The 21,644-nt window shown below is 58.4% G+C and carries 17 protein-coding genes; 8 read left to right on the top strand and 9 right to left on the bottom strand.

Features of this window, described 5'->3' with window-relative positions:
• Positions 1 to 179 precede the first annotated feature (179 nt).
• The gene (gene panE, locus R2N16_RS03315; protein WP_316664218.1) at positions 180 to 1,136 is read right to left on the bottom strand and encodes a 2-dehydropantoate 2-reductase; all 957 of its coding nucleotides are present in this window, start codon (positions 1,134 to 1,136) and stop codon (positions 180 to 182) included.
• A gap of 166 nt (positions 1,137 to 1,302) precedes the next feature.
• Here panE and ttcA point away from each other — a divergent pair, with 166 nt between their 5' ends.
• The 4 genes from ttcA to R2N16_RS25480 all read left to right on the top strand — a co-directional run bounded on the left by ttcA (position 1,303) and on the right by R2N16_RS25480 (position 7,834).
• Positions 1,303 to 2,250 carry a tRNA 2-thiocytidine(32) synthetase TtcA gene (ttcA, locus tag R2N16_RS03310; protein WP_316664139.1) on the top strand — a complete coding sequence of 316 codons (948 nt, stop codon included), beginning with the start codon at positions 1,303 to 1,305 and terminating at the stop codon, positions 2,248 to 2,250.
• Positions 2,251 to 2,587: 337 nt separating this feature from the next.
• On the top strand, positions 2,588 to 3,955 hold the full coding sequence (gene glmU, locus R2N16_RS03305) for a bifunctional UDP-N-acetylglucosamine diphosphorylase/glucosamine-1-phosphate N-acetyltransferase GlmU (RefSeq protein WP_316664138.1): 1,368 nt from the start codon (positions 2,588 to 2,590) through the stop codon (positions 3,953 to 3,955).
• 116 nt (positions 3,956 to 4,071) lie between these two features.
• Complete coding sequence (gene glmS, locus R2N16_RS03300) at positions 4,072 to 5,910, top strand: glutamine--fructose-6-phosphate transaminase (isomerizing) (protein ID WP_316664136.1); 1,839 nt, start codon at positions 4,072 to 4,074, stop codon at positions 5,908 to 5,910.
• Positions 5,911 to 6,040: 130 nt separating this feature from the next.
• Entirely contained in the window at positions 6,041 to 7,834 is a 1,794-nt protein-coding gene (locus tag R2N16_RS25480; protein ID WP_102064264.1) for a TnsD family Tn7-like transposition protein, read from the top strand.
• Here R2N16_RS25480 and R2N16_RS03295 read toward each other — a convergent pair.
• The 5 genes from R2N16_RS03295 to R2N16_RS03275 form a co-directional block, all read right to left on the bottom strand.
• Positions 7,788 to 9,623 (bottom strand): TnsD family Tn7-like transposition protein, encoded by a 1,836-nt coding sequence (locus R2N16_RS03295; RefSeq protein ID WP_102064265.1) that lies wholly within the window; start codon positions 9,621 to 9,623, stop codon positions 7,788 to 7,790. The two genes, R2N16_RS25480 and R2N16_RS03295, sit on opposite strands and share 47 nt — an antisense overlap.
• 4 nt (positions 9,624 to 9,627) lie before the next feature.
• Positions 9,628 to 11,133 (bottom strand): ATP-binding protein, encoded by a 1,506-nt coding sequence (locus R2N16_RS03290; RefSeq protein WP_102064266.1) that lies wholly within the window; start codon positions 11,131 to 11,133, stop codon positions 9,628 to 9,630.
• A complete protein-coding gene (locus R2N16_RS03285) occupies positions 11,130 to 11,840 on the bottom strand; it encodes a Mu transposase C-terminal domain-containing protein (RefSeq protein ID WP_316664217.1) in 711 nt (236 codons plus the stop codon). The genes R2N16_RS03290 and R2N16_RS03285 overlap by 4 nt, the downstream gene beginning before the upstream one ends.
• A gap of 86 nt (positions 11,841 to 11,926) precedes the next feature.
• Entirely contained in the window at positions 11,927 to 13,201 is a 1,275-nt protein-coding gene (locus R2N16_RS03280) for a hypothetical protein (protein ID WP_316664135.1), read from the bottom strand.
• Positions 13,202 to 13,295: 94 nt separating this feature from the next.
• Positions 13,296 to 14,153 carry a TnsA endonuclease N-terminal domain-containing protein gene (locus R2N16_RS03275; RefSeq protein ID WP_102064268.1) on the bottom strand — a complete coding sequence of 286 codons (858 nt, stop codon included), beginning with the start codon at positions 14,151 to 14,153 and terminating at the stop codon, positions 13,296 to 13,298.
• Positions 14,154 to 14,761: 608 nt separating this feature from the next.
• Here R2N16_RS03275 and R2N16_RS03270 point away from each other — a divergent pair.
• The 3 genes from R2N16_RS03270 (at position 14,762) to R2N16_RS03260 (ending at position 18,531) form a co-directional block, all read left to right on the top strand.
• Positions 14,762 to 15,982, top strand: a complete 1,221-nt coding sequence (locus tag R2N16_RS03270; RefSeq protein WP_102064269.1) for an AAA family ATPase — start codon at positions 14,762 to 14,764, stop codon at positions 15,980 to 15,982.
• 12 nt (positions 15,983 to 15,994) lie between these two features.
• Positions 15,995 to 16,771 carry a metallophosphoesterase gene (locus R2N16_RS03265; protein WP_102064270.1) on the top strand — a complete coding sequence of 259 codons (777 nt, stop codon included), beginning with the start codon at positions 15,995 to 15,997 and terminating at the stop codon, positions 16,769 to 16,771.
• A 125-nt stretch (positions 16,772 to 16,896) separates the two neighbouring features.
• Positions 16,897 to 18,531, top strand: coding sequence for an anti-phage dCTP deaminase (locus R2N16_RS03260; protein WP_316664133.1), 1,635 nt, complete (start codon positions 16,897 to 16,899; stop codon positions 18,529 to 18,531).
• Positions 18,532 to 19,035: 504 nt separating this feature from the next.
• Here R2N16_RS03260 and R2N16_RS03255 read toward each other — a convergent pair.
• From R2N16_RS03255 to R2N16_RS03245, 3 genes are all read right to left on the bottom strand, one after another.
• Complete coding sequence (locus tag R2N16_RS03255; protein ID WP_257878095.1) at positions 19,036 to 19,236, bottom strand: hypothetical protein; 201 nt, start codon at positions 19,234 to 19,236, stop codon at positions 19,036 to 19,038.
• Positions 19,237 to 19,254: 18 nt separating this feature from the next.
• Positions 19,255 to 19,893, bottom strand: coding sequence for a LysE family translocator (locus R2N16_RS03250; protein WP_180815150.1), 639 nt, complete (start codon positions 19,891 to 19,893; stop codon positions 19,255 to 19,257).
• Positions 19,894 to 20,090: 197 nt separating this feature from the next.
• Positions 20,091 to 21,011, bottom strand: coding sequence for a LysR substrate-binding domain-containing protein (locus R2N16_RS03245; protein WP_102064273.1), 921 nt, complete (start codon positions 21,009 to 21,011; stop codon positions 20,091 to 20,093).
• Between the two features lie 196 nt (positions 21,012 to 21,207).
• On the opposite strand from R2N16_RS03245, the gene R2N16_RS03240 reads away from it, so the two are divergent.
• The gene (locus R2N16_RS03240; protein ID WP_027678548.1) at positions 21,208 to 21,612 is read left to right on the top strand and encodes a RidA family protein; all 405 of its coding nucleotides are present in this window, start codon (positions 21,208 to 21,210) and stop codon (positions 21,610 to 21,612) included.
• The last annotated feature ends 32 nt before the right edge of the window (positions 21,613 to 21,644 follow it).

Here is a 21,644-nt window from a genome sequence, read left to right as displayed (position 1 = left end):
AGGAAGGAGGCCTGTTTGAGCGCAGCGAGTTTGCCTCCTTCCCTGCACGGTCACGGAAATTCAAGGAATCTTTCGCCATCTTGGGCGCGGCTTTCTTTGCTTGCTTTCTTTGGCAAGACAAAGAAAGTGAGTCAGCCCCGACAGGGGATGAAACAGGGGTGAACCGAAAGCGAAAATAATCAGCCAACCGCCGGCCGCAACAAACGTTGTTGGTACGCCTGCAAATGCGCAAACGCCACCCGCAGCAACGACACATCCGTCCCCAACGCCCGCCCACGACGCAGCATGTCGCCCACGATGTGGTCTGCCTCAACCCGCGCACCGCTCTCCAGATCGCGCAGCATCGACGCCGTCAGCGGCGACCCCACCTGCGTCAGCACATTCAACCCCCGCTCGCGCGCCGGTTGCCGATTCGGATACCCCGACGCCGCAGCCACGCGCTCGCACGCAGTGAACATCGCCTCGTTCAACGCCGCGCCCTCATCGGTGGCAACGATCTCGCCCACCGTCGCCCGCATCAGGCAAGTCATTGCCGCCAGCGAGGTCAGGAAGGTGAACTTCTCCCACATGTCCTGCATGACGTTCTCGGCCAGCACGGAGTCAAAGTTGGCCGTGGCAAAAACGTCGCGAATCGCCTCGGTGCGCTCGCGCGGCGCATGCGGCGTGCGCTCGCCAAAGGTGATCGAGTGCACGGCGGGGCCTTGGCCGTTGCTCAGATGCAGCACCGCGCCGTCCGGCGCACTCGTCGCACTGATGTGGCACAGCCCACCCAGCACGCGCGATTCACCAAACGCCGCATCAAGCCGTTCCAGATGCGCCAGCCCGTTGAGCACCGGCAGCACCACGGTGCGCTCGCCCACCGCAGGGCGGATCGCGGTGATGGCGTCTTCCAGGTCATAGGCCTTGCAGCTGAGCAGCACCAGATCGGCGCGGCCCCAAGCGGCGGCCTGGTCTGCGGTAATGGTTTGCACGGGCAATTGCGCATCGCCACGCGGGCTGCGGATCACGAGGCCGTGTTCGCGCAACCGCGCCGCACGCGCGGGGCGCACCAGGAAGGTCACGTCCGCACCCGCCTGGGCGAGCCGCCCGCCGAAATAACCGCCGGTGCCACCGGCGCCAAGCACCAGAATTCGCATTGCTGTCGTCATTGGGTTCGTTTCCATCGAGCAGAAGATAGGCAAACGATTCTAGGCTTGTTCGCCCGACCCTGCAGACGGCGCCCCGCGCGCGCTAAAATGCTGATTTTCCTCACGATTTGACGCCCGTTCGGCCATTATTCAGCGCTGGCGGGGTCGACATGCCATGACGTTTTCCAATAACTTCCACCGCCTCGAAACCCGTCTGCAGTCGCAGGTCGGCCGCGCCATCGGCGACTTCAAGATGATCGAAGAGGGCGACACCGTCCTCGTGTGCCTGTCCGGCGGCAAGGATTCGTACACGATGCTGTCGGTGCTGATGGCGCTACAGAAGCGCGCGCCGGTCGATTTCAAGCTGATCGCGATGAACCTCGATCAGAAGCAGCCCGGCTTTCCGGAAGAGGTGCTGCCCAACTACTTGAAGAAGCTGGGCGTGGAGTATGTGATCGTTGAGGCGGACACGTATTCGATCGTCAAGGAGAAGGTGCCCGAGGGCAAGACCACGTGTTCGCTGTGTTCGCGCCTGCGCCGCGGCGTGATCTACCGCACGGCCAAGGAACTGGGGGCCAACAAGATTGCGCTGGGCCACCACCGCGACGACATCGTCAACACGTTCTTCCTGAACATGTTCTTCGGCGGCAAGATGAAGGCGATGCCGCCCAAGCTGGCTACCGACAATGGCGACCACATCGTCATCCGCCCGCTGGCCTACTGCGCCGAGAAGGACATCGCCTCCTACGCCCGTGCGATGGAATTCCCGATCATTCCGTGCAACCTGTGCGGCTCGCAGGAAAACCTGCAGCGCAAGAAGGTCAAGGAGATGCTGCTGGAGTGGGAGCGCCAGACGCCGGGCCGCATCGACAACATTTTCGCGTCGCTGCAGAACGTGGTGCCGTCGCACCTGGCCGATACCGAGCTGTTCGACTTCAATGGCCTGACCACGGGCCTGGCGAAGATCGGCGAAGACGCGCTGTTCGGCCAGACCGCCTACGACCAGGCACCGCTGGTGTTTGCCGGCTCGCACGACGATCGCATCGAGTTTGTGCGGTTTGAGCGCAAACCGGGCGAGAAGCCAGCCGACACGGCGGTGCCCGGCGAGGCGGCCGCAAGCTGAGCGCGGCCCGCGTCACGCGGGTGGCACACGTTGCGTACAGGCTCCCAGCGGGGCCGTGCCGAGCGTGCGCCATCCGCCTGACCTGCCGGCGGGCTAACCGTCTTGGTCATGGCGCGGTTGCAACAATTCCACCGTTTGACCGGTTCAGGGGGAGGGTGGGCCCCATGCTAGAATTTTTACATCTGTGTCTTATACGCCGCAAAAGCGCCCCGCAGAAGGGTTTGCAGGCGGTCCGGCCATCCCGAGGGGAGGTGGCGGGCGTGGGTTTGAGGTAGCCATTCTCGGTGCCGGCAACCCGTCGCAGGCTATCGCTTCGAGTCACTCTAGGAACCTCCTTGTGAATATCGTCATCCTTGCTGCAGGCATGGGCAAACGCATGCGCTCCGCCCTGCCGAAAGTGCTGCACCCCCTGGCCGGCAAATCGCTGCTGGCGCACGTCATTGAAACCGCGCGCACCATGTCGCCGACGCGGCTGGTGGTGGTGGTTGGCCATGGCGGTGACCGGGTGCGCGAGATGGTCGGCGCGCCCGACGTCGCTTTCGCCACGCAAGACAAGCAGCTTGGCACGGGCCACGCTGTCATGCAGGCCGTGGACCAGCTCGACGAGAGCGTGCCCACCCTGGTGCTCTACGGTGATGTGCCGCTCACCCGCGCCGAAACGCTGGGCGCGCTGGTGGGTGCCGCCGGCAACGATCACCTGGGTGTGCTGACCGTGCACCTGAGCGACCCGACCGGCTATGGCCGTATCGTGCGCGACGCCGCCGGCCGCATTACCCGAATCGTCGAGCAGAAAGACGCCAACGAAACGCAGCTTGCCATTCACGAAGTGAACACCGGCATCCTGGTCTGCCCGACGGCCAAGCTCAAGAATTGGCTCGCTACGCTGTCCAACGACAACGCGCAGGGCGAGTACTACCTGACCGACGTCATCGAGCGCGCCGCAAGCGAAGGCGTGCCCATCACCTCCGCGCATCCGCTGGCCGAGTGGGAAACGCTGGGCGTGAACAGCAAGGTGCAGCTGGCGGAGCTGGAGCGCATTCACCAGCGCAATCTCGCGCAGCAACTGCTGGAAGACGGCGTGACGCTCGTCGACCCGGCGCGCATCGACGTGCGTGGCAAGCTCACCTGCGGCCGCGACGTGGTGATTGACGTCAACTGCATCTTCGAGGGCAACGTCACGCTGGCTGATGGTGTGCGCATCGGTGCCAATGCGGTGATCCGCGATGCGGTGATCGAAGCCGGCGCCGAGATCCTGCCGTTCTGCCACATCGAGAGCGCCAAGGTGGGCGCCGACTCGCGCATCGGCCCGTACGCGCGCCTGCGCCCGGGCACCGAACTGGCCGAAGACGTGCATATCGGCAACTTTGTCGAAGTGAAGAACAGCCAGGTCGCAGCGCACAGCAAGGCCAACCACCTCGCCTACGTGGGCGATGCCACGGTCGGCTCGCGCGTCAACATCGGCGCTGGCACAATCACCTGCAACTACGACGGCGCGAACAAATTCCGCACCATCATCGAAGACGATGCCTTCATCGGTTCCGATACGCAGCTCGTGGCGCCGGTGCGCGTGGGCAAGGGTGCGACGCTGGGCGCCGGTACCACGCTGACCAAAGACGCGCCCGAGGGCAAGCTGACGGTTTCGCGTGCGCGCCAGACCACTGTCCAAAGCTGGCAGCGCCCGGTCAAGCAGAAGAAGGAAGGCTGACAGGGTTTCTCCTGCGCCGAACAGCGGATGCCGCTTCGGCGCACGAGCATCGATACTGAATTACCGAGTGCGGCGCACCTTCACGGTACCGCTACACCCCAACTGGAGAAATCAACATGTGCGGTATCGTTGGCGCGGTTTCCACGCGCAATATCGTTCCCGTCCTGATCGAAGGCCTGCGCCGCCTGGAATACCGCGGCTATGACTCGTGCGGCGTGGCCGTTCAGCGTGACGGCCAGCTTGAGCGCGCACGCACCGTGTCGCGCGTGGCCGATCTCGATGCCCAGGCACAGACGAGCCACCTGGACGGCGCCATTGGCATCGCACATACGCGCTGGGCCACGCATGGCCGGCCGGACACGGTCAACGCCCACCCGCACTTCTCGGGCGACACCATCGCCCTGGTGCACAACGGCATCATCGAGAACTACGAAGCGTTGCGCGAAGAACTCAAGGCCGTCGGCTACGGGTTTGAATCGCAGACCGACACTGAAGTCGTTGCGCACCTGATCCACCAGGCCTACACGTACCCGAGCAGCGCCACGCGCGGCGACCTGTTCGCCTCGGTGCGTGCGTCGGTCAAGCGCTTGCACGGCGCCTATGCGATTGCCGTGTTTGCCCGCGACAACCCGGACGTGGTCGTGGGCGCGCGCGCTGGCTCGCCGCTGGTGGTGGCGATTGGCGATAACGAATCGTTCCTCGCATCCGACGCGCTGGCCGTGGCCGGCACCGCCAGCCGCATGGCCTACCTGGAAGAAGGCGACGTGGTGGAACTCACCCGCAACGGCTTCACCGTGGCCGATGCGCACGACAAGATCGTCGAGCGCGAAGTGAAGGAAGTCGGCACCTACGCGGCCGCCGTGGAACTCGGCCCGTTCCGCCACTTCATGCAGAAGGAAATCTTCGAGCAGCCGCGTGCCCTGGGCGATACGCTCGAAGGCGTGCAAGGCTTTGCGCCCGACCTGTTCGGCCCCGAGGCGGCCCAAGTGTTGCCCAAGGTCGACAGCGTGCTGATCCTGGCCTGCGGCACGAGCTACTACTCGGGCTGCACGGCCAAGTACTGGCTGGAGTCGATCGCCAAGATCCCGACCCAGGTGGAAGTTGCCAGCGAATACCGCTACCGCGAGACGGTGCCCAACCCGAATGCGCTGGTCGTCGTGATCTCGCAATCGGGCGAAACCGCCGACACGCTGGCCGCGCTGCGCCACGCACGCGAACTGGGCCACACGCACACGCTGGCCATCTGCAACGTGGCGACCAGCGCCATGGTGCGCGAGACGCAGCTCAAGTTCCTCACGCGTGCCGGCACCGAGATTGGCGTGGCGTCCACCAAGGCATTCACCACGCAGCTGGCCGCGCTGTACATGCTGGCGCTGACGTTTGCCAAGCTGCGCGGCCATCTGAATGCGGATCAGGAAGAAGATGCGCTGCGTCATCTCCGCCACCTGCCGTCGGCGCTGAACGCCGTGCTGGCGCTGGAGCCGCAGATCATCGCGTGGTCGGAAGAGTTTGCCCGCCGCGAGAACGCGCTGTTCCTCGGTCGCGGTCTGCATTACCCGATCGCCCTGGAAGGCGCGCTCAAGCTCAAGGAAATCTCGTACATCCACGCCGAGGCCTACCCGGCCGGCGAACTCAAGCACGGCCCGCTGGCGCTGGTGACCGAGCAGATGCCGGTCGTAACCGTCGCCCCGAACGACGCGCTGCTTGAAAAGCTCAAGTCGAACATCCAGGAAGTGCGCGCGCGCGGCGGCAAGCTGTACGTGTTTGCCGACGCCGATACGCAGATCCAGTCGAGCGACGGCATCCAGGTGATCCGCATGCCGGAGCACTACGGCCAGCTCTCGCCGATCCTGCACGTGGTACCGCTGCAGTTGCTGGCATATCACACGGCACTGGCGCGCGGCACAGACGTCGACAAGCCACGTAACCTCGCGAAATCGGTGACTGTCGAATAAAGTTCGGTAGGCGCAGAAACAGATGATCATTTACAAATATGTTGGCCCCAGCGCAAATATGTTTGGGTTCTGAAAAATATGTTTGTCCTGGGGCGTTTCGGCCCAGAGTTCCACATGAGGTGGTCGAGGTTTGGTACCAGCCGTTGAGGTAGTTGAGGCAGCATACGATTGCTTTGATGGCCGGGACGAGCAGCTCGACGCCGCTGCGTTGCTCGCACAGGCCTATCGCGAACCGCTAGCTTTGTGTGCCCCGCCTATCCCAGGGGAAAGCTTGATTTCCCAGGTTGGGCGGTATCACGTTACCAGTGGAAACCTAACTACGCGGGATACGTACGCAGAGCTCTTCCGGCGTTTGCCGTTCCAACTCACAGCCTGGGTTCCGTCATATGTCGGAGCCCTAGGTGATCGTTTTTTCACACGACCAAGTCAGACGATTCAGTGCCTCCTGCGAGAGAGCACCATGTTTCCGCTATTGGAAATGTTTACTGGCGCTGAGTTCGCTGCGCGGGACGAGCAAAGCCATATCGACGCGGTGCTCCAGGGGCTTCCAAAACACACAGCCGGCGCATTTAATCGGACGCGTCTTTGCCCTCAATGTCTGACGGAAAATGAAGACAGGTACGGCACGCCAGCTATTCTGAATGCACATCAGATACCCGGCGTTTCCGTATGCTTCCGCCATGGCATTCCACTCTTAGAGCAATGCCCCACATGTCGGTGCCCCTTTGAGCGAAAGGCAGACTTGGTATTGACCCCGTGGCGTGGCTGTTCTGCTTGTGGAAGAAAGCCGAGTGACCAACAAGTCGAGGGGCTCCTCGCGGACGAGGGCGACCACGCTATCGCCTTCGCTCGCTTTGCTGCTCAGTTGTTGATATCAGGCCTCCGCGGCGCCTCGCGTGAGGGAATTGTCCAACTTTACCGGGCCGGCATCCACGAGCTAGGGGTGACGCATAGAGGCGCAGTCAATCGAAAAGAGTTGATTCGGCAGATTGTGGATCGATATGGCGAGAAGTTCGTCAAACGAGTTGATCCCGCGTTTCGCACTGATCGACTCTCAGCGTGGCTTCATATCCTGATCGAGAGCGCGACATGGGAGGTCCACCTCGGCAGGCATTTGCTACTTTCGTTCTTCCTCTACGAGGAGGCCGAACGATTTCTAACTCGGTACCGTGAGATTGCACTGCATCCCCGTGCGCGATTGACTAAGCGCCTTGCTCGAACGGAGGTTCCTGACCAGCCGCCGCTATCAGGCGACCTAATTGGGCAAGTTGTCGCAGCTTCAAAAGCAATTCCGAACTGTGATCTCGATACGCTGTGGCGAGAGCACTACGGCCTGATGAAGCGTCTTGTTCGGCAGAATCCCGGTGCGCTCGATGACCTGCGGAAGGAGCTGGAGCGTGGCAGCCAGCGAGACTACAAGTCCTCAGGGGACAACACACCCAACTCACATCCAAACGACGCATTCTGGGCAAAGGAACTCATGCAATTCGCGCCTCGTTTCTACAACGGAGCCGAGTATCCCGAGCGAGGCACTCGACAACTGTTGCTGAGGCGAATTGGCTGGAAACACAATCCCACTTCAGATCTGCCGAGATTCCCTCTGTTGAGAAAGGAGCTGGCGGCTGCGTGTGAATCGCCCTGGCATTTCTATATTCGTAGAATCCTATGGGCTTTGACTCAGCCGTCCGCTCGCGCGTGGTCAAGGAGCAAGGTTTGCAAGATATCCGGGGTGGAGGTGCGCAAGGGGCAGGTTCTAATGGACTACTGTGCGCTAAAAGTTGTTCCAGAAGTAGCCGGCCCGTCAGACGTGATGCGGATACTTCGGGATTGGCAGATCGGTTTGAGCTGGGAGGGGCCATGCCCAGAGCGCGTCTTTTCTAGTGTGGGACGCGGTTACCAACGTCGTACACACGGTGACGGCTAGGGATGCCCGCGAGACGGCGCAGCCGTGACGGCGGAGGCGAGATTCCTTCCTCATTGGTTAGCTGTTGGTTCCACCATTCCAGGCGTCTAGCTTGAAACTCGGGAACGGACTCAAGCACGTCCTCAAGGAGGATGTTGCAGATTGGCAGCTTGGCACGATGCTTTTCCAGCCAGGACACATGGCCAGTACGTCGTCCCAACTCACGCAGCGTAATTCTGACCGGCGCCTCTTCGGAGACACGTATCGCTTGCACCGTCGATCGAATGGCTTTCGCTAAGTGAGCATCCCGCATATTCCAGTCGACACAGCTCTTCGGCGCTCTTGTTGCGGGAGGCAAATCCAGCAAGCGCTCAATAAGCCACGCATGATCATTCCGGTACAGCCACATGTAGCAAGCCGGTATTCGCCGGCGTAGCTCGCTTGGTGAAGGAATGGGGTGGTTCTCGAGCGCAGCGATCATGCAATGCCTACTTTCATCGCGTCGCAAAGACCGCTGAACCTTCCTGCGAACGCGTTGAAGGTCGCAATCTTCGGCGAGGACGCGACTGGCCGTAGATACGGATATTCCCAGTCGATGTGCGGTCTCAGCCAACGGGGTACCTTTGCGGAGCAATAGTCTTATTGCGTCGCGCTGAGCAGCAAAGACCCGCTTACTGCGCCGAGCAACCCTAACGCCGTGGCGGTGGGCGATCGTGAGGATTGTATGGATACCGACACTCAACTCATGAGCGGTATGGCGTGCGGAATATCCTTCGCTTTCCATAAGCCGGAGCGCATCGGCTACTACGGAAGAATCATTGAGGGCCGCCGGCTGGCGCCATACCCCAGATGGTGCACTCGTGGATACTCTTTCGTAAAGAAACGCATCAACCGATGGAGCGAGCGATCCGATCAGTAAGAGATGCTTCAGCGGGTGATGTATCGCGCGTTGCTTCCGGACGAGGGTGGTCAACCAACTGTGGTCATCACGAATCGAAGCGAATAGAGTGGCAAACGGCTCGGTACCGGAAACTGGTTCCCAGTAATCCATAACGTGCCGCTGCAATGCTACGATACATACTCTCTTTCCAGATGTGAGCAGGCCGTAGTTGCCCAGCCAAACGAGGTATCGCTCACGTAGGGCAAGTGCCTGCAGTGCAGTTTCTGAGGGCGAGTTCAGTAGTTCAGTGCCAAGCGAGGCCAGACGAACTAGCTGGGCTTTGGTGGCCTCTGGCAGGTCATGTGCCGGACGATTGAACGGAACCAGTCGCTCGTCAGGCAGAAATAGCGTGTGGCGATGAATGTGCTGCGACAGGTGATGGCATTCATTCAACGCTAGTACATGATTCGGGCACATCAGTACCCCGGGCAGTTGGTGTATTCGGTGCCAGGTCGCTACCCCTAGGTTTGCGAGATCTGCTTCGGCACAGCCGTCACAGTATCGCAGCGTACTTGCGCCACCGAGTCGGCTGCTGATGAGCCCGAGCGAGAGTTTCAAGCCAGTTGCGGCTGTCAGCCACATTGATGACTGCACGGCTCCGTAGCGATCGACTGGAACAAACAATCTCCAGTAGGGAAGGACGGTATGCCGGTCGACTATCGAGGAATATGGCGAACGATCAGCCATGCCCAGGTAGTCGAACAGCCGCCCGAGATGGCCTGGCAGCAGACTGGCAGGAATAACGCGATCCGACCCGAACAGCTCGAGCAGGGAGTCGTTTGACGAACGATTGCCACTTAGACGGTGCTGTCGCGCCGCGATGCCGAATACCGTTTCGTCGGGCGCAGTAATGATGTCGAGAAACCGCATTGAACTACTCCGGGTCAGCAGACGGAGGCGCTTCCCCAAACAGTGTTATGTCTGCGATAGCTCCGGCTCGCTTTAGGGTCCCATATACATCATCGGACTGTGCGGCGCTCCGAAGGTCGTTCTCATGAAGCTCTGGCTGTGGGCGTCGCTTTCCACTCTTGCGGGTATCTTCCGGCGAAATAGGTGTAGCCATCTCGTGGCTCCGTACTCCCATCAACTCGTCAAGGCGTGCATCGATATTCGCTGCTAGCGAAGTGGCTGTCGCACGCTCGATCACACTACGACTGGGTGGAAGGAGATCCTCAAACTTTGTCAGCGACTCGTCCGTATTGCTACGCAACGCATCTATCGCCGGATGCAGTAGCACGAGCTGCTCGTTGTATGTGGCACGGACGCATTCGACCGTCAGCGTTTCTGAACCGTCGAGCATGGCGCGTTGCTGCGCTAGCTTGAACAAGATAACTAGGATGTCCGTGATACCTTGCGTGAGATCGTAGAAGGTGTAGAACAACTCTTCATCGAGTTCCGTTGGTTTTTGCGTCCACTGATACGTCCACAAGCGCCTGACGAACTTGACCCAGTCGGCATCGTCATGCGAACTTGGGGCCTCAATATCTATCAGACCACTTTCCGACGCGCGGCGAGCATCTTTCAATTCGCGCTTAAAGAGTCGTATAGCCTTGTAGGTACCGACAAGGACAGTCGGTACCTTCAATTGCTCACGTAAGTCCTGAATGAAATCAAGCAACGGCGCAGCGCCTTGTGTTTTGGCGAGATCCAATCGTTGGATTTCATCAATGACAAGCAGTCCCAAAAAATAGGTTGCCGAGTGCTGACGCATCATGCCCTCAAGCTCATCACGAGTGAGCTTGCTGCGCGAGTACATGCGTTCGTACTTATCTATAGCAAGCGCATGATCTAGTTGTCGTGCGAACTCTCTGCAGAAGCTTGAAATCGATCCATTCTCGGGGCAGGTCACTTTCAGCCAAACGATCTGCGTAATTGGAAGGCGCGATCCGTGATAGAGCTCGTGGCGGACGACTTGATCGGGGTAAGTGCGTAGCACTGCGTCGATCGCAGTGGTCTTCCCAATTCCACTAAGACCGACGATGGTGGCCTTCGAGTCAGCAGCCATGAGTTGGTCGGATGAACTCGATTTTCTTGAACGGCCTTCGGTATGAGTGTTGGCGTGGTAAACGCGGCGCCAAGTATCCGCTTGCAAAGGGTTACGCATGACGTACCCAGCCCGGATGAGTCGCGATACCGTTCGCTCGATTTCATAGTACTTTGGTCGCGGCACCACAACGTGCTTCAAGCGTGCGAGCAGGTGCCAGCGCTGTTCTGCCGGAAGCTGCCGCTCAGCAGGGTCAAATTTCGGACGGACAAGCATTGCAACGGTTGCATCCCGCTCCGAATAGATGTCCGGAAGTGCTGCGATCAGCGGGTTGTTGCGATACTCCTCAATCGCCTGTTCACGGTAAGTCGCGAGGGTGCCAGCAAGGTGACTCATGATTCCACCGTCCAAATGTCGTCCAGCGGATCGGCTCCGCGCCGGGCGTTCTTGATGGGGACCACATTGGCCGGCTTTCGCCGAGCATCGAGCGCCGTTTGCCGTGAGAGTATTTCCTCTCGCGTCCTGTCGATACGCTGTCCTGATTTTTCGAAGGCACGGTTCCCGCCAATGTTGCGCAGGGCCTCGGACTTTGTCATGCCTTTACGCGCCGCACTGGCCTCCTGTTTTGCGTTCGAAACAATCTCCTCGCATTCCGCGCTGTATTGCGCATTCCGTGAGCGCGTGTCATTTGCCTTGCGCTCCGAGGCAGCATTCAGCAACTTGATTCGGTCCCAAAGCTCTTCGATACGAGCAATTTTGAACTGCTCTTCGCGATCGACGAGGTAGCAAGCTTCCCACTCTCCTTCTTCTTCATTTCGAATCCAGATCGTCGATGGCGCGTACGGCAGGTGTCGAACTTCCACGTGACCGTATCGTCCCCTTATACGTACGCGCGCGAACTGCTCTTCGCGCTCCAAGCGAGCATTCGTATAGTGTCGGGATTCGAAGCGAAGTCCATTCGGCCGAACCGACGCGGTTCCTTTGGGTAGCAGATTTGTCCAAACCTCGTGGCGACTCCGTATGTTGGCGCCACCAGTCAGGTTCGATAGCCCCCAGTTCCACACTGCCGTCGGTGTGGCGTCAGTGAGGTTCTGGCCAAGCATTGCTTCCGGCAAACGGCCGGCGTTGTAATTGGAGTGATTGAACCGGATAAATCGGCGAATCAGAATGCTAGTGAGTTCGGGAAGATTTAGGCAAGCATCCATTGCATATCCGCGCTTCTTAACCTCTCCCTCGCATTGATGGCTCCTGGCAGAAAATTAACTTGCTCAAGATTTGTCAGGCGGAACTGTTGCTCGACGTTCGGCTTCCAGTCGCCTCGTTGCACTGCGGCGTTTTGCGGGCAAATGCCGAGGGTGCCCGAAAGATCGTCGGCTGCCAGGCCGCACAGCTCTCCGTTGTCTCCCAACAGATATCGTGGCAGATGGTGGCAGGGCCACATTTCCTGCGTGATCTCAACACCGAAGTCCTTGCAGAAGGTGACCTTGTCAGTGAACGCGTTAAAGAGGGCTAGGCGGGCACCTTCCCAGCTCGGTCCCTCAAGGCCAAGATAGAACCCGACGACCATTCCGGAGAAGACATCAACAACGACGTATAGAACAGGGCGGCCGATTATCCAGGCACGGTTGAACACAGAAACGAGATAGATGTCCATCAGAGTGGCGTCGATCTCAAACCGTGCACACGGTCCGAAAACGTGCCGCCGCGATGAACCCATCACACCACGCATGCGGAGATTCCAGGTGGACGTGTCAACATTGCGTTTGGCGATAGATAGGTCCAGATTCAGCTCTTCAATAACGCGGTTGAACTGCCGATACGATGGCGCTTGATGAGGAGCGGGTTCGATTGGTACAGAGATACTGCCTTGTTGAACGTAGCCGGCACTGAAGTACTTCGTTTTGGTGTCGCGCCACGCTTTCATGCGCGATGTACCCCCCTTATAGAACTGAGTAATGCCGGCGACAATCCGTTCCCGGACATCGGCCACGGCAACACCGAGAAGGCTTGCATCGTCGGTTGACAGCAATCGATCGGGGCGCCGTCCACGTTTTGCAGATCCTGCTTTCTGCTTGCGTTCTTGTCGCGTTCCCTGTGGTCCGCAGAGATCATAGAAAGGGATGAGTGCAGCCTTGCTGTTCCCGTGCGCCCAGTAGCGATAGAGTGGTCGCCGTACCGATTTTGCGGCAATGCCAAGTTGCCTTGCCCGCAGGCTGATAATGCGACCACGAGCTTCGTCGTCAAAAATGTCTGGGATGTATTGCTCATCGACCAACGGAGCGATGATCGACCATAACCGGTCTCGCATCTCGACATACCTGGCGGGGATGGCGTCTAGGTCTCTCAATGCAAATGGGCGTGGCCGCATCTGCACAATAGCCAACAGCCCTGAATCCAAGGCCTCTTTGATCTTGCCGTAACAGAATGCGCGAGGCTGCTTGAGCTTCGGTTCGATGCCGATCATGACGATGAGATCGGCCGGTGCATCCAGCCAGAGTATTCTTTGAGGATGCGTGAACGTAGGAGAGCCAATGCTTGGGGTTGAAACTAAGACTTGGTTAAGCGCTAAGCTTTGTGGTGTCGCCATCATCTATCTCCGAGGCAAAGTGGCGCACATGACGCACGATGACGGGATGACGTGGTCCGATGTCTGCGGTCATATCGATCTCGATGAGATGTTGCCAAACGCAGTGACGAAACAGTCGGTCGGCGTCATGCCGGGTGAGCCGCAGTTCGTTCGCTGTTGCCTCAAGCAACACCTGCAGCGGGATATCTTTCATCCAGCGATGCTGTACGAACCGTAAGAATCGGGGGATGAGGGGTGTAAGGCATACCGGTTCGGGATACGCAAGGTAGCTTAGCCATTCGAGATTCATGATCCGAACGCGATCAAACTCACGTTCGGTAACCAAGGTCCACGGTATTCCGCGAGAAAGCCAGTACTCCTGTTCGAGTCGCAGTTTTTCGAGGACGCGTTTTCGTTTCCTGCTCTGAAGCTCACTTGACGATTTGATGCTGTATGCGCGGTGCTCGATTTTTCCCGAAGGCCCTCGAAGGGTCAGAAGAAAGTCGGTCGTGATAACCGTTAGCGTTGAAGTGCCGGGGTACTGGGGATGTCGTATGCCAAGCATTTCTGCGAGACCCGCGGTTTTTTCTTGCGGGAACAGTGGGAACTGTTCGCGTATGTCCAGCACCTCCTCGGCGAAATCGGCGTAAAGGAAGAAATGGAGTTCGATGTCAGACAGTAGATGATGGAGGCGGCTGGTGGTGAAACCCCACGGTCGACTCTTGCGGCCGCTGGATGGCACGTCTCGGATCGTGAGCCACGGTCGATAGCCGGGGCCTGTTCCCGTGCCAAGCCCAGCGTCCCGCCATCGCTCTACATCGATAGTCGTGATGTTGCGACGTTTTTTCATTGCTTGATCAGGCTAGTTCTACTTGGCTACGGCGGTTGTCGCAGGGTCTTACGTCTAACGGCAATCCTCGACCCTGAGAGGCAACTCGCTCAGCAGTAGTCGCCATGTGTCCAAGCTGCATCGTCGAGTTGACTCGACACGTCTATTTCTGATGGCGCCTTGTGCGCAGAGAGCTCGCTTCTCACTTTCTAAAAGCGTATCCCGATCGGATTAAATATGCAAAAAAAAGGTGCTTATATTTTTTTGTATCATTTTTGATATCTATTCATCATTAAAGTCCGGATTTTCTCGGGATTGTTGATTTCTAGTTTGGAAAAGGTTGCCTAGTCGGTTGCCATGATTTTTCAATAGACCCAACCCGGTTGATGTTGTATGGTTGAAGAACATAGCAACGCAGATTCCATCTCGCACGCAATTCTCCATGGCTGCCCAGCGTATCCACCGTCACCAATCAATCCTAGCGGTCGGTTTCGGCAGCCGCGCGTTCGCTCATCGTGAGCGAACCAGCACGCGAATAGCAGGCTGATCCCCAGCCCCTATTTGTCCCGGCATAGAGCCGGCTAGACATCTGCGGCGACACGCCGCCAGTTCGCGTATGGAGAAACATCTTGAACGTTCCCCGAAAGTCACCGGAGTACCCGCCCGGATTTGTTCCCTTGAGGGAGCTTGCCGTACTGCGCAGCCCGGCATCGTGGGCGCTACTCGTCCCGTCGACCACGTACACGGTCCTTGATGCTGCCGAACAAGCCAAAGTGGATCTTGCTGAGGTCAAGGAGGATGAGCCCGAATCCCGCTCGCCACAACCACCTACAGTCGCGGCGACAGAAGTAGTGCCGGCGCGCCGCCGGACCAGGGGCAGGCATATTCACGTCTTTGCACAGGAGGCGCTCGAGCAAGCCAGCGCAAACCTGCAAACGGCTGACCGCTATCAGCAGAAGCACGCAAAGGCATTGTTGGAGCAGGCTGCTGCCAACGATGGATACCGTGAACTGCCTCGCATCCACCCAGCCCTGAAGAAGCTCAAAGAAGCCCACAGCTCGCTGGGCAATCTGCGTGAGCCAATCCAGAAGTTAACGATTGATCTGACGCTTGCCGCTGCCATGCGGGCGAAAGACTTTCGTGTTCGACCGATTCTGCTGACGGGTGAGCCTGGAGTTGGCAAGACCCAGTTCGCGTTGCAGTTGGCCGAGATCTTGGGGGTGCCCATGCAGAAGTGGTCGGCTGGAAGCGCGCAGGCCAATTTCCAACTGACCGGCGGCGACAGCGCTTGGCGGAGCGCTCGGCCAGGGATGATCTTCGACATGCTGGCAAAAGGAAGCTCTGCGACACCCGTTCTCGTCCTGGATGAGGTGGACAAGATTGGCGATGATGGCCGCTACCCGGTCACTCCGGTGCTACTCGATTTGCTGGATACTGAAACGGCGTGCGCGTTCCAGGACGCGTTTCTACGCATGCCGTTTGACGCGAGCCGGATCATCTGTGTCCTAACAGCCAATGATGTCGACGCCGTGCCGCCCGCTCTCCTAAGTCGAGTGGAGGTGTTCGATATCCGCGCGCCTGACCCCGAACAAAGGCTGCAGATCATTCTGGCCGAGGCTCAGCGGTTGCAACGCGCAACGGGCCGTCGCATCGAGTTGGATATCCACGCTGCTGATGCCCTTGCCGAACGGAGTGATCTTGATCTTCGCAAGACACATCGTTTGGTACAAGATGCGTTCGCTACAGCGATGGCGTCAGGCAAGCTCATCGCCGTGCCGATGATGCCAAAGCGTGTCGGGGCACAATCGATCGGTTTCGTAGCGGGCAGCCGATCTAATGCAGGGAACTAGGAGTCGTCAACAATGAACCTCCTGATCCTGAGTGACCTCCATCTTGAGTTCTCGTTGCTCAACATCGACACCACTGGTGTCGATGTCATCGTGCTTGCTGGCGATATTCACCTCGGTACCCGGGGCATCCCGTGGATCGAAGCTCAGAGCAAAGGCCTTCCCGTCATCTATGTGCCCGGCAACCATGAGTTCTACAAAGGCGAGCACAGTCGAGTGCTTCGCGACCTGCGTGTGGCATGCGCGGCGACGCCGAACGTTCATCTGCTCGACATGGACAAGATTACGATCGGGGATGTGGAGTTTCTAGGTGCGACACTTTGGACAGATTTCGCGCTGTACCGTGGCACAGAACAGAGCGTACTTTCGGCAGAGGGCTATGCCGCGAGGGGCATGAGTGACTTCACGGGTTCGATCCGCTTTGAGGCGCGTGGCGTGTTCCGAAAGCTCCAGCCGAGGGACACGATTCAGATGCATATCGCTGCGCGACAGTGGTTGAACAATGAACTGATGGCTCCTGCGCAGCGTAAGCGCGTTGTTATCACTCACCACGCGCCATCAAGGCAAAGCGTAGCGCCCCAGTACCAGGATGACCCTCTCACGCCAGCGTACGCCAGTCGTATGGAAAGCGTTGTCCAGCTAGCGAACCTATGGATCCATGGTCATATGCATGACAGTTTTGACTACACCGTGGGGGAATGTCGGGTCGTCTGCAACCCGAGAGGTTATGCCCCCAAAGGAAGGGGTGCTGAAAATCTCGAATTTGATGCGGGGCTTGTTCTGAATTTCTGAGGGGGTGAGTCTGTTCCCATGCCTAGTGGTGCAATGGCTTGCGCGGCGGCGCCCCATCACCACACGCTAGGGCGAGCAGATTCAGGCTATGCTTAACCTCAAAAATCAGTCCTAAAGGGGGGGGCATGTCGAAATCGAACCTGGTTGAGCTTACGTCGAAAAGGGCACCTCGCAACACAGGAGCATTTGATGACCAGAATGCGATAGACAAATCTCGCACCGCCGAGATTGTGATTGCTCTGTGTGGGCCAATGGGTACGCCGCTGCATGAGGTGGCAAAAACATTCGAGAAGCTACTCAAAGGTACGGATTACAACTACGAGCATGTCTCTATCATCCGCCTCAGCGACGAGATCAGAGAACTCGCTGGCCTTGAAAACCAGAACTGCTCAACAAGGCAACTAATCGAAGCAGGGAATGAGTTGCGAAAGAAGCATGGCAATGCATACCTTGCTCGGATCGCAATCAACCAGATCACTATCGCGCGCGAAGGTCTGAACGTAGACCACAGTAAGGAGCAAGCTAGTCTTTTCGACGAAACCGACTCCGATGAGGATCTGAGGCCCATTTTCTCCATCCCGAGTTGCCACATCATCGATTCCATCAAGAACGTTGACGAACTTCGACTTCTGCGATCGGTGTATGGCGACATGCTGCATGTTATTGGTGTCTACACACCTATTGAGATGCGTATCGAGAAGTTGTCGAAACGTACCAACAGGGGGGATCACGTCCACCAATTAATCGATCGTGATTCTGGAGAGGAGGTCGACTATGGGCAGCAAGTGGGAGACACGTTTCCTCAATCCGATTTCTTCCTTCGTGCCGACGCAGGTACAGACTCGCAGTTGCACGCCAGGGTCAAGCGCTTCCTTGATTTAATGCTTGGAACACGTATTGCAACGCCCACACCAAATGAGCGTGCGATGTACGCGGCGTACTCTGCGGCGCGCAACTCAGCATGCCTATCTCGCCAAGTGGGAGCAGCGCTCATCGGCGAGAAAGGAGAAGTCTTGTCTGTGGGTTGGAACGATGTTCCTCGCCCGTTTGGCGGCCTCTACGAAGCCCAAGATGTTGCTGACTCTGTTGATGGAGATCACCGATGCTGGAACATAGACGGAGGTCACTGCTTCAATGATGAGGAGAAGGACCTCATCGCGAGTGCCGTGGTGGATCGCATGGTCGTCGGCGGGATCATCGATGACGCCAAGCGAGAAGACGCCTTCAAAATAATTCGCCGGGACAGCCAACTGCGTGGGCTGATCGAATTTTCGAGGGCGGTCCATGCCGAGATGCACGCATTGCTCAACGCGGGCGCAGTACATGGTTCACAAGTGCGTGGCGGCAAGCTGTTTGTGACCACTTACCCATGCCACTCATGTGCGCGCCATATTGTCGCGGCCGGAATTACAGAGGTGTACTTCCTCGAACCATATCGAAAGAGCTTGGCGACCAAGTTGCATGCCGACGCGATCACGGAGCGTGAAGGCGACAGCACAAAAGTCCGGATCTTGCCCTTCGATGGCGTAGCGCCTTCTCGCTTTCTGAAATTTTTCTCCACGCATGATGGAGGGCGAAAGGACCCAGTTAGCGGAAAGATGAGGGTGCGAGCGGCGTATCCTGTAACCGCCATCACCCTCGAGGCGATTCCAACGCTTGAGGCTTTGGCGGTCCGTAGTCTACAATCCCGCCAGCCACAGGCCACTCCTGCTGTCGGCGCTAGCGCCGGCCAGAATGATGGCTCAGACGAAGATAAGTGAGCACTTGCGGGGTTAACATGGATCGAGATAAGCAACTGCCGCTCAATTTCGGACCACCTCAAGAGCCTGTTACGGTTGGGGCTCTTGGGCAACACTCTGCCGGTCAGCATCTGCCGAACGCCGTAAGGACTGCAGACATTCTGCATTTGCCAAGCGCCGCTGACCGGGAGCGAAAGAGAGCATCGGAGCGAGAGGCGGAATTACTGGAACGTGTGCTACGTCGCGCGTGGCAGTTCTAAGTTCGACGAATCGAGGTCACCAATGGGGTGACCTCGATTGCTTTTGTGCTCCTGAACGTGCGTGACGTGTTGAGATGGGGTAACCGTTCCGGTCGACCAGATATATCCGCTGTTACAACGAAAAGCGGATCAAGATTTCACTGGGCTCTCTGAGCCAGTCGAATACCGCAGGAGCCTGGGAATCTTTGCTTAACCAGTCCAAGATTTCTGCCGCACCCCCCAACAGCAAGGCACGGAGGGGCGGCCGATTGTAAGGGTCACGAGTTCAGGTGACCCCGGCGATTTTCTTTTCTTCGTCGGTCTCGGGCGATTTGAGGAAATGCACGGTCATTGCCTTCGGGGCGCGCACCGTTGGGTTGGCGAAGAACGCAATCTCTATCCGTGTGAAGTCGTCAATCGACATGATGGCGCGGTACTCGTGTACGAACCGTCGATAGTCGGCCTCGATCTGAGCGGAGTAGCACATGCCCCGCTCCCGTCGTTGCTACTTCGTTGATCCGTTCGAAGTTGTGGCGGCCACGATGCCTAACCCAATGTAGATGGCCCCCGTCACGTACTTTCCAGCGCTGCGCGTCCTGCGAGAGTTGGCGACCATCTTTCCAATCTTGCTGGCCGCTGCGGCGTAAAGGATGTCGCTGAGGCCGCCAATCACGATCAGGATGACGCCCAGAGAGAAGATTTGAAGGGGGATGTTTCGAGAGCCCGGATCAACAAACTGGGGCAGGAAAGCGGCGATGAAAAGGGCAGTCTTTGGGTTCAGCAAATTGACGAGGAACCCCTTCTTGATGGATTCGCCCAGGCCGAGAGAGGTTTGACGAACGGCATCGGTATCGGTGACCGTTTTGGTGATCGACTTGACCCCCAAATAGACGAGGTAAGAGGCCCCGAGCAATTTGGTCACGCCTAAGAGGGTTGGTGACGCCATCAGCAGCGCGGTGATGCCTACTGCGGCAAAGGACACATGAACGAGTGTTCCCAGCATGATGCCGAAGCACGACGCAAGACCAAACTTGAAGCCCTGGTTGGCGCTTGCCGTCGACACATAGATGGTATTGGGCCCAGGTATGGCGACAACCAGTGCCACCGTTAGCAAAAAATAAGGCAAGACGGCAAAGTTGATCATTGCAGGGCTCCTATGGCGCGGCCGCGCGTCTTTATAACGCCGGCGTTCAATTGCTGAGTTCTCGGGATTCGTGGGCGCTGTTAGGCATTGAAGCATAGACATGTGCAGTATGGCACCCGGTCTCCGCTCTAGGGAACTGCTATACCGACATCCGAGGCATGAATAGATATGCTTGCGCACTCTGGCGCAGACTTGGCTCAACGGCGCCAAGGTGCAGGACTGAAGGCCTGTTTCGCGGCTTCAAGAAATACGCGTTGACGGATCGTTAGCCCTTGGCGTGTAGGCGTCAGCGCCATAACGGGCGCGGGTTCCAAGTGCCACGCCGGTAGCACCTTGACCAGTTTTCCCTCCGCAATGAGCCGTGCGCAATCCCACTCCGATCGCGCTACGACGCCGAGCCCGTTGACCGCCCAGTCCCTCACTACAGTGCCGTCGTTCGACGACAGCGCGCTGTTCAATCGAACCGTTACCGCTTTGCTTAGGCGTTTGCCAGCCGCGTCGTGTTGAGTGAAACGCAGACGGGTCACGTCTTCGTCGTTCTCCCGCAACGTCAGGTAGTCGTGCCGCGTCAGTTCCGATGGATGCTTGAGCTTCGACAGACTGCGCGCCAGCGCAGGGCTCGCACAAAGAATACGGTCGTTGGGGGCCAGGAAGTGTCCCACCCAGGATGACCCTTTGACGTGCCCGATGGATACGACGGCATCGGCACCGGACGCTGCTGCAAGCGGGCTTTCGACCAGGATCAGGGAGATCGCGAGGTTGGGATGCGAGCGGTGCAAGTCACGGACGAGCGGCCCTATATATTCGCGACCGAATCCGAACGGTGCCACGACGCGCAAATGGCCACTGACGCCGCTGGACTCTCCGGACACGCGTGACGGAATGGATTCGATCCTCTCTAGGATATCGATCGCCTCCTGAACAAGACGCTGGCCTTCATCCGTTAGCGAAATGCCTCTCGCGGCCCGCGTGGCGAGGCGCAATCCCATGCGTTCTTCGATCCGCTGAAGGCGCACTGTGACCGCGGGCGGCGTCAGGTCCAGCAACCTCGCGGCCGCAGCGAGTGACTGTGACACCCCCAATGCGCGAAGCAACTGCATATCTTCCAGCTGCAGCATTAAGTCCTCATTAATGAAGTATTCATTGGATATTAAACACGACAAAAAGAAATTTTTCTATAGTTTGGCGCATGAGCTCGGCAGCAGCGCTCGATATCCAAGGCCCCCGGGGGCGGCTTGGCGGGGGACTGCAATTGGACGGTTCTCAGGCTTGCCGACGCAATTTGGCGACGGTCCCTCTACATCAAGGGTTTCCATGGATCAGCAAGACACTGGCGCTCAAGCGCGTCGGACAGTAAATCCTTCCGGAATGGCATCTCCCGGCGGCCACTACAGCCATGTTTCGATTGCCAATGGGCTGGTGTTCGTGTCGGGCCAACTGCCGATCGACGCAGCGGGTACAAAGCTCACGGACAAGCCGTTTGAGGTCCAGGTTGAGCAGGTGCTGTCAAATTTGGCGGCTGCACTCTCAGGTGCCGGCAGCGATGTAACGAAGCTCGTCCAAGTCCGTGTCTATATCGTCGATATTGGGCAATGGGCGACCTTCAACGAGATCTACGCACGCTGGGCCGGCGATACCAGGCCCGCTCGCGCAGTCGTGCCAGTTCCGGCACTCCACTTCGGTCTGCAAGTAGAGGTCGAAGCCATCGCATTGGCATAGAAATTCTGGCTCGATCCACGCCCCGCGTATAG

The sequence above is a fragment of the Ralstonia psammae genome (genome assembly GCF_958405935.1).
GTDB classification, from domain to species: domain Bacteria; phylum Pseudomonadota; class Gammaproteobacteria; order Burkholderiales; family Burkholderiaceae; genus Ralstonia; species Ralstonia psammae.
This window is presented reverse-complemented; position numbering and strand designations above follow the sequence as displayed.

Coding starts and splice junctions, on each gene's coding strand:
- panE (WP_316664218.1), bottom strand. CDS start 1,136: ATGCGAATTCTGGTGCTTGGCGCCGGTGGCACCGGCGGTTATTTCGGC.
- ttcA (WP_316664139.1), top strand. CDS start 1,303: ATGACGTTTTCCAATAACTTCCACCGCCTCGAAACCCGTCTGCAGTCG.
- glmS (WP_316664136.1), top strand. CDS start 4,072: ATGTGCGGTATCGTTGGCGCGGTTTCCACGCGCAATATCGTTCCCGTC.
- R2N16_RS03295 (WP_102064265.1), bottom strand. CDS start 9,623: ATGCGGTTTCTCGACATCATTACTGCGCCCGACGAAACGGTATTCGGC.
- R2N16_RS03290 (WP_102064266.1), bottom strand. CDS start 11,133: ATGAGTCACCTTGCTGGCACCCTCGCGACTTACCGTGAACAGGCGATT.
- R2N16_RS03285 (WP_316664217.1), bottom strand. CDS start 11,840: ATGCTTGGCCAGAACCTCACTGACGCCACACCGACGGCAGTGTGGAAC.
- R2N16_RS03280 (WP_316664135.1), bottom strand. CDS start 13,201: ATGATCGGCATCGAACCGAAGCTCAAGCAGCCTCGCGCATTCTGTTAC.
- R2N16_RS03275 (WP_102064268.1), bottom strand. CDS start 14,153: ATGAAAAAACGTCGCAACATCACGACTATCGATGTAGAGCGATGGCGG.
- R2N16_RS03265 (WP_102064270.1), top strand. CDS start 15,995: ATGAACCTCCTGATCCTGAGTGACCTCCATCTTGAGTTCTCGTTGCTC.
- R2N16_RS03260 (WP_316664133.1), top strand. CDS start 16,897: ATGTCGAAATCGAACCTGGTTGAGCTTACGTCGAAAAGGGCACCTCGC.
- R2N16_RS03255 (WP_257878095.1), bottom strand. CDS start 19,236: ATGTGCTACTCCGCTCAGATCGAGGCCGACTATCGACGGTTCGTACAC.
- R2N16_RS03250 (WP_180815150.1), bottom strand. CDS start 19,893: ATGATCAACTTTGCCGTCTTGCCTTATTTTTTGCTAACGGTGGCACTG.
- R2N16_RS03245 (WP_102064273.1), bottom strand. CDS start 21,011: ATGCTGCAGCTGGAAGATATGCAGTTGCTTCGCGCATTGGGGGTGTCA.
- R2N16_RS03240 (WP_027678548.1), top strand. CDS start 21,208: ATGGATCAGCAAGACACTGGCGCTCAAGCGCGTCGGACAGTAAATCCT.